This is a genomic window from Listeria sp. ILCC797 (assembly GCF_900186185.1).
Lineage (GTDB): Bacteria > Bacillota > Bacilli > Lactobacillales > Listeriaceae > Listeria > Listeria goaensis.
Genome location: NZ_FYBS01000020.1, coordinates 14,780 through 28,386, shown reverse-complemented (window position 1 = coordinate 28,386; position 13,607 = coordinate 14,780). Strand labels below are relative to the sequence as shown.

Below are 13,607 nucleotides of genomic sequence, written 5' to 3'. Positions count from 1 at the left end.
CGCTTGAATACGAGCACGCATGGTGGCATTGGCCTTTTGTAAGGCTTCTTGAAAGGCACGTACTTCGGCAATACTAATCCGGCTCATGAGGACAACGCCTTTCGAAGCTCGGCTTGTTGCGCCTCTAACTCTCGTAAAGTTTGTTTAGCAGCCGTCATTTGGTTCGTGACATCGCCCCTTTGTTCTTGTATGTTTTGCCGCCAATCGCGTTGTTCCCTGTACTGGACCTCTTCGGTATACATATGAAAGCCCGTGGCACGCTCCCCTTGCCAACCCTCCCGCAGAAGTTCACGCAGTTCCTCTTGTTCCCGCTGAATACGCATATGGTCTTCTTCCAGCCATTCCAATTGGTTCTGTTGATTTTGAAGCATATGTAACCCGTCTTCCATGTCGCTTTCTTGCTTTCGTAACGCCTGTAGCGCTTGTGTGTTTCGCTCACTTTTCGCATCCATCAGCGCAGCCCCATTCCTTCGATGGCTTGTCCTGCCGCTTGATCTTGTTTCGAAAACGCTTCGCCCATTTTCTCTAAACGTGCCGCATCTTTGTCCGCAAGCTCTGAAAACTGATGCATCATCTCAATCGATTCCATAATCGCGGTTCGGAAATCATTGATGGAGTTCGCATAGGAATCGCGCATATTCCCAGAACCCCACGGATGATAAGGATCCCCGCCGCTTGCCTCCCGTAGGTCGCTGGCATGGGTCCGCAATTCGCTTTCGCTAATTTGAATTTTAATCATGTTCATCACCTCTTGATTGTCTTATAAATACATCCTTTAGTATAGCATAAAAAGATATGATAATAAATTGTACACAGATAGTTTTCTGCTATAAAAATGGCCACAAAAAAGGAACCTTTTTCAGGCTCCTAAATTTGTTAATCAATACCGCGCATGTATTTTTTCAGCATTGGTGACATTAAGAAGAGTAGTACGGCGAATCCAATGGCAATAAAACCAGTGATTCCGAAATAAGCTACTTCCGTGTCTGCGCTGAAAAATTGTGTTGCTTGTGCGTTAAATGCTTGTCCCATGCTGTCCGCTAAAAGCCATAAACTCATCGTTTGTGAAGCGAACGCCGCTGGGGCAAGCTTAGTCGTAACGGAAAGTCCAACTGGCGAAATGAACATCTCGCCGACAATACATATAAAGAAGCTGGTAACAAGCCACAGTGGACTAACAAGCGTTGTCGTGTTGCCGTTTATTAGGCCTGGGAACATCATAATCACGAAAGATAACCCGGCGAAAAATAAACCAATTGCGAATTTCTTCGGCGTTGATGGCTGTCTGTCCCCTAATTTCATCCAGAGCCACGCGAACACAGGTGATAAGATGATGATGAAAACTGGATTTAATGACTGAAAATTGGCGGGATTTAAAGTAAAACCAAAGATGTCTAGTTGCGTTCGTTCAGCCGCAAAAATCGCGAGCGTCGTCGAGCCTTGTTCTTCTATCATCCAAAACAAAACGGCGATTAGAAATAGCGGAATATAGGCGTACAGCCGTGAGCGCTCTTCTTTTGTCGTTTTTTTACTGCGAATCATCACGACGAAATAGGCGACTGGAATGCCCACGCCTAGAATGGTCACGGCAAGGATAATAGTATTAATCGTGAAGCTGCCCGTAACGAATGCAATGGCCGCAATTAAAGCGCCGATTGCAGCCACTAAAGCGAGCGCAAACCAAATGAATTTCCCTTTTTCAGAGTTTGACATGGGATTTGGCACTTGTTTGCCGGCTTCTTTTAAATAAAGTTTTCCCGTGATGACGTATACGACTAGCCCAATTGCCATCCCAACAGCAGCTACACTAAAGCCAGCGTGGAAGCTATCTGTGGCGCCCCAAATACCTGAAACGATGAACGGAGCAATAAACGCGCCTAAATTTATTCCCATATAAAAAAGACTAAAACCTGCATCGCGTCGATTATCGCCTTTTGCGTATAAGTCCCCCACAACATTCGACACATTCGGTTTTAAAAATCCTGTCCCTAAAATGATGAGCACCATCGAAAAGAACAGTGCCGTCGCCCCCATAGGAAGCGCAAGAACAATATGCCCGGCCATAATCAAAACGCCGCCCCAAAAAATCGTGCGCCTTGAGCCGAACAAGCGATCAGCCGCCCAGCCGCCGATTACCCCAGACATATAAACTAATGAACCATAAATCGACATAATTGCTGTCGACGTCCCTTGACTAAAGCCAAGTCCCCCATCTGACACTTGTGTGTACATATAGTAAAGCAACAACGCACGCATTCCGTAGTACGAAAAGCGCTCCCAAAATTCGGTGAAAAATAATGTCGCTAAGCCTCTAGGATGCCCAAAAAAAGTTTTTTCCCTCTGTTCAGTTTCCACCCTACTTCACCCCTTTATTTTGATAAAAAAAGGCCATAATTTTATAATTATGACCTTCTGTCTGCGAGGATTATTCTGCTTTTAATGCTTTCTCATAAATCGCTCGACTCACTTCAAGCGTTTGATCGCCGCGCTCTGAAATCGCTGTTAGCTCATGACTTTCAAGTTGACTGACAAGCGCCTCGACAACTTCTTCCCCTAAACCATACTCGCTGAAATAAATCGGGGCACCAAGTGATTCGAAAAATCGCCCAGTGTTCGAAATAGCCTGTTTGACTTTGGCTTCATTACTACCTTCCGTAATATGCCACACGCGTTCCGCATATTGCACAAGTTTATCAAATTTTTCCTTTTTCCGAATCGTTAAGAGTGCCGGCAAAACAATCGCAAGTGTACGCGCATGATCAATCCCGTAAAGCGCCGTAATCTCGTGCCCAAGCGAATGACTCGCCCAGTCGCCTGGAACCCCTTTATTAAGCGTCCCGTTCAGCGCATTCGTCGCCGTCCACATGAAATTCGCTCGCAAATTGTAATCATGATTTTTTTCATCAATCACACTCGGCCCAATCTCAATCAACGTTTGTAGCAAACCCTCCGCATAACGATCCTGCACCATCGCCCCAACCGGATACGTCAAATATTGCTCCATAACATGCACAAATGAGTCAATCACGCCATTGGCAAGCTGCCGCTCTGGAAGCGTATATGTAAGCTCCGGATCAAGTAGCGAAAATTTCGGAAATGTTACCGAACTCCCAAAACTCACCTTCGCCTTTTTCGCTTTAATCGTCACAACCGCCCCACTATTCATCTCAGAACCCGTCGCCGGAAGCGTCAAAACCGTCCCAAACGGAAGCGCCTCTTTTACCGGTTTAGCAGCACCAACACCGTTCCCAAAAATATCAATCGGGTCGCCGTCAAAACGCGCCGCAGCCGCAACAAATTTCGTCCCATCAATGACAGAACCGCCGCCAACCGCAAGCAAGAAATCATACCCTTCTTTTTTGACTAAATCAACCGCTTGAATAAGCGTTTCGAACGTCGGATTCGCCTCGATACCACCAAATTCACCTGTCGTATGCCCGTGAAGAGCCTCGCGAACCTTCAAAAGCGTGCCAAATTTTTCAACGCTCCCGCCGCCGTACAAAATCAAAACCTTCTTATCCTCTGCAATTAAACCCGCCAGTTCAGAAAACCGGTTCTTTCCAAAAACAATATGCGTTGGATTATAATAATCAAAATTCCCAATCTGTTTATTCATCATCCTGCTCCTCACTTTCCTATCTTAAGTATTAATACACCTTTTCAATTCTCTTTAAACATTATAACGCGCCGTAACTCATTTTACGAAAAAAACGCCAGCCCTAAAGCTAGCGTTTTACATAAAATCAAGTAATCTATTTTTAAATTTCTCATAAAGCAAAGTACCAAGGCACCGTTATCAACCAATAATTATAATTAATGCCCCTCTCCCTTTTCTGGGACGTTTTATATTCACGAATCACTCGGCATTTGCGACTTCGAAAGTCGTTTTTCAAATTCATACAACCCACTCGGAATCACCTTAAAAAGTGGTGTCATTTCACCATCTGAAACCGCAATCAAGTCGTGCATCGCGCGCGAACAAATCGTATAAAGCAATGTTTTGTCTGCGCTAGTTGGATAGGATTTTTCTGAAGCATCAAGAACAATCACGCTATCAAATTCTAGCCCTTTCGCTAAATAAGACGGGATAATCATAATGCCTTCAGACAGTTTTTGGTTGCCTAGATGCACAAGTTTAACGTCCATTTTTTTATACAGTGATAAATAAGCAGCTTCGCAAATTTCTTGGTTTCGCCCAATAATCGCTACCATATTAGACGTTTCTTTTAATTTCAATGCTTCTTCTTGCAAAACTTCCATCATCGCCACAAAATTTTCCGTTTCAATAACTTTTGGCACATTTCCTTGCCGTGAAAATGGAATAATTCGGTCCGATTCCGCCATAATTTCCTTCGTAAAATTCGTAATTTGTTCCGTGGAGCGGTAGCTTTTCGTAAGCTCGACAACCGAAGTTCGCTCGGCATCAAAAAGCGGTGCAATTTCTTTTAACAGCGACTGCTCATCTTTCTTAAAAATGGCTTGGTTTAAATCGCCTAAAAGCGTAAACTGGCTACTTGGAAAAATTGATTTTAAATAAGCAATTTGAGCTTTTGAATAATCTTGAATTTCGTCAATAAAGACAAAACGCATGATGCGATTAATTTTTTTGCCCACAATTGCGTCGTTTAATTCGAGGAACAAAACAGCGTCTTCAAGCGCCAGTTTATTTTCATTTAAGCTTGCCACAACACGATGAATCTCCGCATTCCAATCGGCTTCTGAAAGTCTAAACTCCTGTAAATCAAACAGCCGCGGCGCGTATTGCATAAAGTGACCAAATTGTTGTTTCACATGCAGAAACTGGTTTTTCTCGACAGCCTGATGCAATTTTTTGAACTTCAAACGGACAATTTTTTTCGCCAAATAGTCCTGTTCGTCATCAAAACTTTGGAACTCGAGCTTCGTCGGAACAAGCGCACGATACTGCTCCTCGCTAAGAAGTTCCATCTCGTCTTTCACCCACGCCTTCTTGGCTTCCTCATTCGCAATCGTGTATAACTTTTCTCGAAGAATTTTTTTCGTTTCTAAAAGCCTTGCGGGCATTTTATACCGTGGTGTTGCGTAAAAAATCGCTTTGATATCTTCCTTAGAAAGTACCGTTTCCCCGCGAAATTTAATATCTTTAAACCGCAAACCGCCATTTTGCAGGAGCGACACGTATTTTCCAATTAGCGTCATCAGAAACGTCGATTCTTTTAAAAGCATCATTTCCTTGCGCGCATCGTTTGTTTCATTTTCAAACTGTTCAAAAAGGCTTTCGACGTCTAGTTTTCCCAACCGTTTCGCAGTGAAATCTTGAAATGTCGTTTGAATCATGTTTTTCTCGCCAAGTTCCGGCAAAACATTCGCGATATAATGGTTAAATAAGCGGTTCGGCGAAAAAATCATCATTTGCTTTTCATCGAGGCCGTTTCGGAAACGGTAAAGTAGGTAGGCAATGCGCTGTAAAACTGCTGATGTTTTGCCACTTCCTGCTGCCCCTTGGACGAACAATAAATCGCTTTTTGTGTCCCGAATAATGCGATTTTGTTCCTGCTGAATGGTCGCTACGATATTTTTCATTTGCAAACTAGATTCGCTGCCGAGCACATCTTGTAGCATCTCGTCGCCAATCGCGTCATTTGTATCGAACATGGACTCAAGGCGCCCATTTTTTATTTTAAATTGACGTTTTAATAACACATCAACGGTTAATTTTCCTTCTGGCGTTTCATATGTGGATTTGCCAATTTGGCCGTCATAGTAGACACTTGAAATCGGTGCGCGCCAGTCATACACTAAAAACTGATCGGATTCATCAAGCGCGGAGCCAATCCCGATATAAATTTTTTCACGTGGTGTTTCCTCGTCACAAATATCAATTCGGGCAAAATAAGGCGAGCTTTTCATTTTATCAAAAACTGTAAGTTGCTTTTCTCCGTGTTCATAATTTCGCTCGCGCTCTCTTAAAAAATGTTCTTGCTGGCGAATACTGATGTTTGTTTCAGAAACATCGTCTGGCTCTGCTAAGTTCACACGCACATCTTCCCAAAAATTGGACCGAATGTCGCGAGCCTCCTGCTTCACCGATTTTAATGATTCTTGAATTCTTTTTTGTTCCTTTTCGATCTCTTGAATCGTATAATCAATGCGGCTTTGCTCATTTTGTTCTTCTTTATTCATAAAAAAAGCCTCCCAAATTCGTTGACAAAATCAAAAATAAAGTGTATAGTATTAAAGTAGACTAATTGCGCTTACTTTTAACACTATTTGTAATAGCGTTTTTCAGTATAACACAATTTCATAGAAACAACAACTAACCTTACGAAGGTTTTTTATTTTGCTCAAACAAGGAATGCGTCTTTACGTATTCCTTTATTTTATTGTCCATTACTGTTTATACTGTACTAACCACGCGCTTTAAGCTAAAATAGAAATAGTGAGAAAATAGAATGGAGTGACCGACATGTTAATCAAAAACCTTTGCATCCCAAAAGCAAAATTAACGACTGTTCCTGAAACCGCAACTTTACAAGAAGCCATCCATTTGCTTGAAGAATCTGGCTATCGTTGTGTTCCTGTTCTTGATACAACAGGCGAAAAGTTTCTAGGAAATATTTATAAAATGCATATTTATCGCCATGCCGCAAATGGCGGGAGTTTAACAGATCCTGTAACGTCGCTATTAAAAAATGCAACGAAACATATTAGTGTAAACTCTTCGTTCTTCCAAGTGTTCTTTACCATCAAGGAACTGCCTTATATTGCTGTTTTAAATACAAATGGTGATTTCTATGGTATTTTAACACATGGAAAAATGCTCGGTCTCCTTCAAGACGCTTGGAACGTTGACACGACTGGTTATGTCCTGACCATAGCAACAGGCGAAGTACCTGGCTCTTTAACAAAAATCACGAAGATTGTGGATAAATATACGAATATCTCGAACGTCATCACGCTTGATAATCAATCTGAAGATTTAATTCGCCGCGTCCTCGTTTCATTACCAAACAGCGTAGACGAAAAAATGAAAGACGATATCATCGCTCACTTAGACCGCAAAGGCTTCCGCGTTGTGGAAATCGAAAAAGTTGAGCGTTAACACATCAAACTCTAAACTTAAGCCAAACAAAACGTACCACGCACAATCAGACTGATGACAAATAGTGAGATTCTTACGCATTGCCGAGTACCGCACCGGAGCGTACTTGAGTACGTGATGACTGAAAACAGGAAGGGCGTAGTTTGCCCGACCATGTGAGAAGTTAGGCGAAGCGGAGCGGAACGGAGGCAAAAACTCCGAAGATTGCTGTTTGTCATCAGTCTGGAACCCCCTTCAAATTGAAGGAGGTTCTTTTTTTAGATGACTAATCGGATACGGGCGACCTTGGCCGTCTGTTTCGCTTTCAAAAACGACACGGAAGCCATTTTTTTTGTAAAAAGAAAGGGCTGCTTTATTTTGCGTGTTAACATCGAGACTTTTTAAGCCTGAGTCTAATAGGCTTTTTAAAATTTGACTGCCATAGCCTTTGCCGCGCTTGGACGGACGTAAGAAGAGCATTTCCAGATGGGCGTCTTGTGTGGCAGAAAACCCAATAACCTCGTCCGCGTCTTCCCAAATTAAAATGTTTAAATGGGGAAAATAAGACGGGATTTCTTGTTCCAGTGCCGCCAAATCTTCTTTTCGCACGAAATCGTGCGTTGCCGCTACAGATTCCCGCCAAATAGCCAGCAAGGTTTTGTAGTCGGCTTCATTTGCTTGGTTAGAATTCATGCGACTTCTCCTACTTGTTTAAAATTTCGTAAATGTGGTTGTTTACTTTTCCAAAAGAGCGAATGTTGTTTTGAATGTTTGAAAATAGCACAACATAGGTTTTTCCGCTGTGGCTCATGCTGTTTGATACGTTCCAGCCGTTTAATACACCGTGGCTATTGTAGCTGCCTGGGTCGACGTAAAAGCCCATGCCGTAAAAGGACGGACTTCCTTTTGTGAACATTTTTTGGAAGCTTTTTTCGGATAAAAGTTGCCGCGTGCTAAGTGCATGGTCGAATAAATACATATCAAACGCGGACATATACATGTTTCCCACGCCGAAAAGTTGCGATAAATCCGGAAGCGACGGCTCCGTGTAACTGCCGTCTTTTTTGATGTAGTAGCCGACCGAAGCATTTTTTTCTTTTTTGAAGGTTTGGTAAAAGCCAGCCTTTTTCATGCCCGCTTTCTGAAAAATATTTTCCGTGAGGTAATCTGATAGGCTTTGACCGCTTAGTTTTTGGACGAGGTAGGCGAGCACCGTGTAATTCGAGTCAAGGTAATCCCATTTCCCTGGGCCGCGCTTAATCCCCTTTGCCTCAATATCTTTCACAAGCGCTTCAGGCGTTATTGCCGCATTCGATTCCTTGTGGCCGTTCAAACCGCTCGTATGATGGAGCAAATCAGATAGTTTAATTTGACCGCCGTTTGGAAAGCCCGGTAAATACTTCCCTACCGCGTCCTCGGTATTTAAACGGCCTTTCTCTTCCAGTTGCAAAATTGCCGTAGCAATGAATGCCTTCTGCGCTGAACCAATGTAGTAGACTGTGTCAGGCGTGTTCGCCGTTTTGGTTTCCCGATTCGCATACAAATAGCCTTTATTTAAAACGGTATGTCCTTCGCGAACAACAACGGCTGTGCCGCTAAAGCCGATTTGTTTTAAATAGCTATCAATTTCTGTGTTTTCGACCACTTCTGCTGTTTTCGTTTCTTGTTTTGGCTTTTTGGTTTCCTTTTTCTGGCTGACTTTTGCTTTTGGTACATCTTCACTTGTTTTTTTCGGTGTTAGCCAACTAATCCCCACAAATAGGGCTAACAAAAAAAGGACAAGGACGCTAAAAAAGGCTATAATTCGCCTTCTGCGATATTTCTTCCTTAATTCATATTTACTTTTCCGTGTTTTTTCCACTATTTCTTCACTCCTACAGCCTTTTGCTGCCTCAGAAAAAACAGTTTTCACAACTCCATACATGAATAGTAGAGCAAACACGTAAAAAATGCAATCATTTGTTTAAAGCAGTCTGTAAGGGGTAAAATAGAAGGGTCAGAAATCGTTTGAAAAGGAGATAGATAAACTATGGTAACAATAACAAAAGGTAAGTTTGATGGATTGCAAAGACTTTCAAATGAAAAAGGCGTTATCGCTGCACTTGCCATTGACCAACGCGGCTCACTTAAAAAGATGATCCAAGCGGCCAAGGGAACGGAAGATAAAAAAGATGTGGAAGATTTCAAGCGTCTTGTATCGGAAGAATTAACGCCTTATGCTTCTGCGATTTTATTAGATGATGAATTCGGTAAACCTGCGATTAAAGCGCGCCACGAAGGTTGTGGCTTACTTACTTCATATGAAAAAACAGGTTATGATACGACAATTCCAGGTAAATTACCTGACTTAATTGAAGATTTATCAGCATTACAGATTAAGGAAAACGGCGGCGATGCTGTCAAAATTTTAGTTTATTATGATCCAGATGAACCTGCTGAAATTAATGAAATCAAATTCGCCTTTTTAGAAAGAATCGGTGCTGAATGCCGTGCGGTTGACATCCCGTTCTTCCTTGAACCGATTACGTATGATTCCAAAGTGACGGACTCTAGTTCCCTTGAATACGCGAAATTGAAACCGGCTAAGGTAAAGGCATCTATAAAAGAATTTTCTAAACCACGTTATGGTGTAGATGTTTTAAAACTTGAAGTTCCAGTTAACTTCAACTATGTTGAAGGCTTTACGGACGGTGAAACTGCTTATTCGCAAGAGGTTGCTGCTCGCCATTTCGAGGAATGTTCCGACCTTTCTCCGCTGCCATTTATTTATTTAAGTGCTGGTGTTACTGCGGAAATGTTCCATAAAACGATTGAATTTGCGAACAAACATAACGTTCAATATAGTGGCGTTTTATGTGGCCGTGCGACTTGGAAAGATGGTATTGAGGTTTACGGTAAACAAGGTGATGATGCGCTTCGCGAATGGCTTCGTACGCAAGGTAAGGAAAACATTACTTCCTTGAACAAATTGTTAGACGAAGGCGCTGTTCCTTGGTGGACAAAATACGGATCACTTGATGATGTGAAAGTGGTTGAAAAATAAGAAAATCAAAACCCAGCTGATAATCTCAGCTGGGTTTTTGATTGATAACGCTAGTTACTATTTTATGCTTGTCTTAACACCATTTTCTTCCAGTCCAAACTCACCAAGAAAGCGGTAATAAGAATGAATGGGAAAAATTGGAGCGGAAAGACGAATAATAGAATCGAGCTTGTCAAAAATGGGCGTCCGACTACTTTTGTACAACTTGCGGCAACAAAAACAGTTACAAGGAAGCTTACATGGATATCAAGCGCCCAAGTAGCCACGTAACCCATTACGCCGCTTGCAAAAATGGCGGGGAAAATCATTCCGCCTTTCCAACCTGCTCCTAAACAAATCGCCGTTAATAAAGGCTTAAACAAACCAATTGCAAGGAGTAACCAGAAGGGATATTGAGCGATTTCGGCTGTAATTTCAACTAATTGATGCTCACCTGAAAATAGAAAATAATGCGAAATCATGCCGAACAGACCGATGCTCACACCACCAATTAAGGCTAGCAAAATCTTATTTTTAATCAATTTAAGAACTTTTTGTACCACATTTTGTAGAAATAAGAAGTAAATGCCAAAAAGGCTGCCAAGGATAATAATTGGGATGAAATAAACGAGGTTCAGCCAAGACCATGAAATTTCCGGTAGCCGGATAGCAAAAACACTTTTTTCTAACGGTAAAAGACCTTTCACAAAAATATACGTCACAAGTCCGCTGACTGACACGAGCAGAGATAGGCAGAGCTTCGACCAGCGCGGTAGTTTTTGCTCTTGATAGTCTTGATCCAAATCTTCAGCGATACCGTTAAGCGGCGCGAGAAACACGACCGAAAGCATGCCGAGAATCCCGAGATTGATGAGACTCTCTTTCCGCTGCATATCCATTTTAATATGGTCAACAAGCCATGTCACAAGCCCTCCGATGATACCTACAAGAGCTGCTTCTGGACCTAAACTTGCGCCAAATGAGAGCACGACCCAGGCGGCCAAAATCGTGTACAACAAACGATTTTTATATTCCACTCGCCCCGTTTTTTTCACTTCGGCCATGTTTTCATGTAGCGTATAAGGAAACGGGCCGACTTTCGTTTGAATAAGCCCGACTAATAAACCACCAACTAGGCCTACTAACACTGGATAAAAACTAAGATTCGGCATAAGTGACGGGATTTCTTGCCAAACAATATGTATGGAAAATTCAATAAGGGCAATAAAAAGGGCGCCGACTAAGCCGACAAATGCTCCTATAAGCAATGTATAACAAATATAAATGAAGGATAACTTTTTCACGGACTACTTCCTTTCCTAAAAGAACAGCTTTTAAATCATGAAGAAAAAAGCCACAAGATTATTAATAAAATGAAGCAAAATACAAGCTTCTAACCGTCTTGTTTTATAATACATAAAAGCAAGCCCAAATGCCATTACAAAGTAGATAAGGAAGCTCAAAATATCTGTTGGTATATGCAGAAATGTAAACAGTAGCGAACTTACAATGACCGCAATTTTCGGATATTTACGCAGAATGACGCCCATAATGAGGCCACGAAAAATGGTTTCTTCCGCAATTGGTGCCAAAATAACAATGGCGGTAAACATCGTTAGAACAGAAGAATTCGTCAAGAAGCCTTCTAATCCTGTTTGATTCGCTGTGTTAAAGTTGGGATTTAATAAACTGATGGTGAATTCAAGTACATTTGACACAAGAAGTGTTGCAGCACCAATGATGAGCGCTTGAATTGTAGCTTTTTTCGAAAAGGGTTTAAAGCTAAATAAACGCATATTGGTCGAATAGGCTAAAAGAATGATGACGCCTAACGCAAACGCTTGCGTCAAGTTCATATACCATGTCATCTGGAAATGATTTAGCGCTGTATCCATCGTGCCCGCATAAAATTGTAGCAAAATCGCAATGAATTGCCCAATCGAATCTAAAATAAAATAGAGCACAACCCAAATAATCCCAAGCCAAGCTTTTGGTTGCTTCTCATCGTTTTCAATTGGCATTAAACCGATCACACCTTTCTCCCTTTTAGCCTAGCATGAAAGCCAAAAAAAGTAAACGACCCGCAACAAGGCGGGCCGCAAAAATTTATTTAACGAGCTGTTTTGTAGTAAATTGTGGTAAATGTTCCTTATGAGCTTCTAGCATCTCATCCAGTAATTCTTGGGCAATGTCGCCACTTGGAACGAGCGGATTTAACGTAAACGCCTGAAGTGCCGTCGCATAATCACCTGTTACTGCCGCCTCAATTGTGAGCTCCTCCATCGCTTTCATCACTTGCAGAAGGCCACGTTGTGCGGGCGGGAACTTCCCAAAATTAATCGGCTCCGCTCCGTGCGCCTTAATCACACTTGTGATTTCAATTGCGCTATCGTAAGGCACATCATCAATCGCACCATTATTTCGCGTAGAAACGACCATCGTTGTTCCTTTGTTGTTGTAAATCGAGTTAATGATTTCGCAGGCCGCATCACTATAATGCGCTCCGCCGCGTTTAGAAAGCTCCTCTGGTTTGTGATCCAAATTCGGATCTTTGTAAAGTTCAAACAAGCTCTCCTCTAAACGTTTCACAACCTCGCCACGAGTCCCTTCATTCTTAAATGACTCAAGCTCCTCTTTTAACATATCGTCCGTCATGTAGTAATAACGGTGGTACGGACACGGAAGCATCTTCAAATGCTTCACTTGCTCATATAAGAAACGCATGTTTTTAATGTTTTCGACCACTTTTTCAGGATTGGCATCAGGCGCATACAAGCCGTCAATCACCTGTTCAGTCAGCTCAGTGCCATCTTTGTCAAACACGCGGTGCCAGTGAAGATGATTAATACCAGCAAACTTGAAAAATAAATCTTCTTCTGGCTTTTTGAGTACATCACTTGCGCTTTTCACTGCGCCAATTGGGACATTACATAAGCCAATCACTTTATCCCATTTTCCGTAACGAAGAACAGCTTCCGTTACCATACCAGCCGGGTTCGTAAAGTTAATCAACCAAGCGTTCGGACAAAGTTCACGCATATCTTCTACAATGCTTAAAATGACTGGAATTGTACGGAATGCCTTAAACATACCGCCCGCTCCGTTTGTTTCTTGTCCAATAATGCCATGGCTAAGTGGAATTCTCTCATCTTTAATACGTGCATCAAGTAAGCCGACACGAAATTGGGTTGTAACAAAATCCGCATCTTTAAGTGCTTCTCTTCTGTCTAAAGTTAAATGTACTTCGCAATCAACGCCAGCAGCTTTCACCATTCTTTTCGCCATATTGCCGACAATTTCCAGCTTTTCCTTACCTGCTTCAATATCAACTAACCATAATTCCTTAATTGGTAGTTCATGATAACGTTTGATAAATCCTTCCACGAGTTCAGGTGTATAGCTTGAGCCGCCACCAATTGTGACAATTTTTACTCCGTTTTTCATCAAATAAACCTCCTAAGTGAATTTAAAGCGTTTTCTTTTTTACATTTTTATCATAAATTATGTAATGCATTACAGGTCAAG

Annotated in this window: 12 protein-coding genes; 2 read left to right on the top strand and 10 right to left on the bottom strand. The window is 42.0% G+C overall.

Annotated features, from left to right (window positions below; all coding sequences use genetic code 11):
• Window positions 1-83: 83 nt before the first annotated feature.
• The 5 genes from BN1609_RS13840 to helD all read right to left on the bottom strand — a co-directional run bounded on the left by BN1609_RS13840 (window position 84) and on the right by helD (window position 6,162).
• On the bottom strand, window positions 84-452 hold the full coding sequence (locus tag BN1609_RS13840; protein ID WP_088810381.1) for a hypothetical protein: 369 nt from the start codon (window positions 450-452) through the stop codon (window positions 84-86).
• Window positions 452-739: a DUF3130 family protein gene (locus tag BN1609_RS13835; RefSeq protein ID WP_159457888.1), complete on the bottom strand. Its 288-nt coding sequence runs from the start codon at window positions 737-739 to the stop codon at window positions 452-454. Before BN1609_RS13835 ends, BN1609_RS13840 begins: the two co-directional genes overlap by 1 nt.
• 137 nt (window positions 740-876) lie before the next feature.
• Window positions 877-2,355 carry a peptide MFS transporter gene (locus BN1609_RS13830; protein ID WP_088841041.1) on the bottom strand — a complete coding sequence of 493 codons (1,479 nt, stop codon included), beginning with the start codon at window positions 2,353-2,355 and terminating at the stop codon, window positions 877-879.
• A 70-nt stretch (window positions 2,356-2,425) separates the two neighbouring features.
• The gene (locus BN1609_RS13825) at window positions 2,426-3,616 is read right to left on the bottom strand and encodes an iron-containing alcohol dehydrogenase (RefSeq protein ID WP_088841040.1); all 1,191 of its coding nucleotides are present in this window, start codon (window positions 3,614-3,616) and stop codon (window positions 2,426-2,428) included.
• A 233-nt stretch (window positions 3,617-3,849) separates the two neighbouring features.
• Window positions 3,850-6,162 (bottom strand): RNA polymerase recycling motor HelD, encoded by a 2,313-nt coding sequence (gene helD / locus BN1609_RS13820; protein ID WP_088841039.1) that lies wholly within the window; start codon window positions 6,160-6,162, stop codon window positions 3,850-3,852.
• A gap of 283 nt (window positions 6,163-6,445) precedes the next feature.
• Here helD and cbpA point away from each other — a divergent pair, with 283 nt between their 5' ends.
• Window positions 6,446-7,081 carry a cyclic di-AMP binding protein CbpA gene (cbpA, locus tag BN1609_RS13815; RefSeq protein ID WP_088810376.1) on the top strand — a complete coding sequence of 212 codons (636 nt, stop codon included), beginning with the start codon at window positions 6,446-6,448 and terminating at the stop codon, window positions 7,079-7,081.
• Between the two features lie 234 nt (window positions 7,082-7,315).
• Here cbpA and BN1609_RS13810 read toward each other — a convergent pair whose 3' ends face one another.
• A complete protein-coding gene (locus tag BN1609_RS13810; RefSeq protein WP_088815584.1) occupies window positions 7,316-7,753 on the bottom strand; it encodes a GNAT family N-acetyltransferase in 438 nt (145 codons plus the stop codon).
• A gap of 10 nt (window positions 7,754-7,763) precedes the next feature.
• The gene (locus BN1609_RS13805; RefSeq protein WP_255377406.1) at window positions 7,764-8,921 is read right to left on the bottom strand and encodes a serine hydrolase; all 1,158 of its coding nucleotides are present in this window, start codon (window positions 8,919-8,921) and stop codon (window positions 7,764-7,766) included.
• 168 nt (window positions 8,922-9,089) lie between these two features.
• On the opposite strand from BN1609_RS13805, the gene BN1609_RS13800 reads away from it, so the two are divergent.
• Window positions 9,090-10,103 (top strand): tagatose 1,6-diphosphate aldolase, encoded by a 1,014-nt coding sequence (locus BN1609_RS13800; protein WP_088810373.1) that lies wholly within the window; start codon window positions 9,090-9,092, stop codon window positions 10,101-10,103.
• Between the two features lie 62 nt (window positions 10,104-10,165).
• Here BN1609_RS13800 and BN1609_RS13795 read toward each other — a convergent pair whose 3' ends face one another.
• From BN1609_RS13795 to BN1609_RS13785, 3 genes are all read right to left on the bottom strand, one after another.
• Entirely contained in the window at window positions 10,166-11,386 is a 1,221-nt protein-coding gene (locus BN1609_RS13795) for a chloride channel protein (protein WP_088810372.1), read from the bottom strand.
• Between the two features lie 30 nt (window positions 11,387-11,416).
• Window positions 11,417-12,103: a CPBP family intramembrane glutamic endopeptidase gene (locus BN1609_RS13790; protein ID WP_088810390.1), complete on the bottom strand. Its 687-nt coding sequence runs from the start codon at window positions 12,101-12,103 to the stop codon at window positions 11,417-11,419.
• 85 nt (window positions 12,104-12,188) lie between these two features.
• A complete protein-coding gene (locus BN1609_RS13785; protein WP_088810371.1) occupies window positions 12,189-13,526 on the bottom strand; it encodes a 6-phospho-beta-glucosidase in 1,338 nt (445 codons plus the stop codon).
• Window positions 13,527-13,607 lie beyond the last annotated feature (81 nt).

Coding starts and splice junctions, on each gene's coding strand:
- BN1609_RS13840 (WP_088810381.1), bottom strand. CDS start 452: ATGGATGCGAAAAGTGAGCGAAACACACAAGCGCTACAGGCGTTACGA.
- BN1609_RS13835 (WP_159457888.1), bottom strand. CDS start 739: ATGATTAAAATTCAAATTAGCGAAAGCGAATTGCGGACCCATGCCAGC.
- BN1609_RS13825 (WP_088841040.1), bottom strand. CDS start 3,616: ATGAATAAACAGATTGGGAATTTTGATTATTATAATCCAACGCATATT.
- helD (WP_088841039.1), bottom strand. CDS start 6,162: ATGAATAAAGAAGAACAAAATGAGCAAAGCCGCATTGATTATACGATT.
- cbpA (WP_088810376.1), top strand. CDS start 6,446: ATGTTAATCAAAAACCTTTGCATCCCAAAAGCAAAATTAACGACTGTT.
- BN1609_RS13810 (WP_088815584.1), bottom strand. CDS start 7,753: ATGAATTCTAACCAAGCAAATGAAGCCGACTACAAAACCTTGCTGGCT.
- BN1609_RS13800 (WP_088810373.1), top strand. CDS start 9,090: ATGGTAACAATAACAAAAGGTAAGTTTGATGGATTGCAAAGACTTTCA.
- BN1609_RS13790 (WP_088810390.1), bottom strand. CDS start 12,103: ATGCCAATTGAAAACGATGAGAAGCAACCAAAAGCTTGGCTTGGGATT.
- BN1609_RS13785 (WP_088810371.1), bottom strand. CDS start 13,526: ATGAAAAACGGAGTAAAAATTGTCACAATTGGTGGCGGCTCAAGCTAT.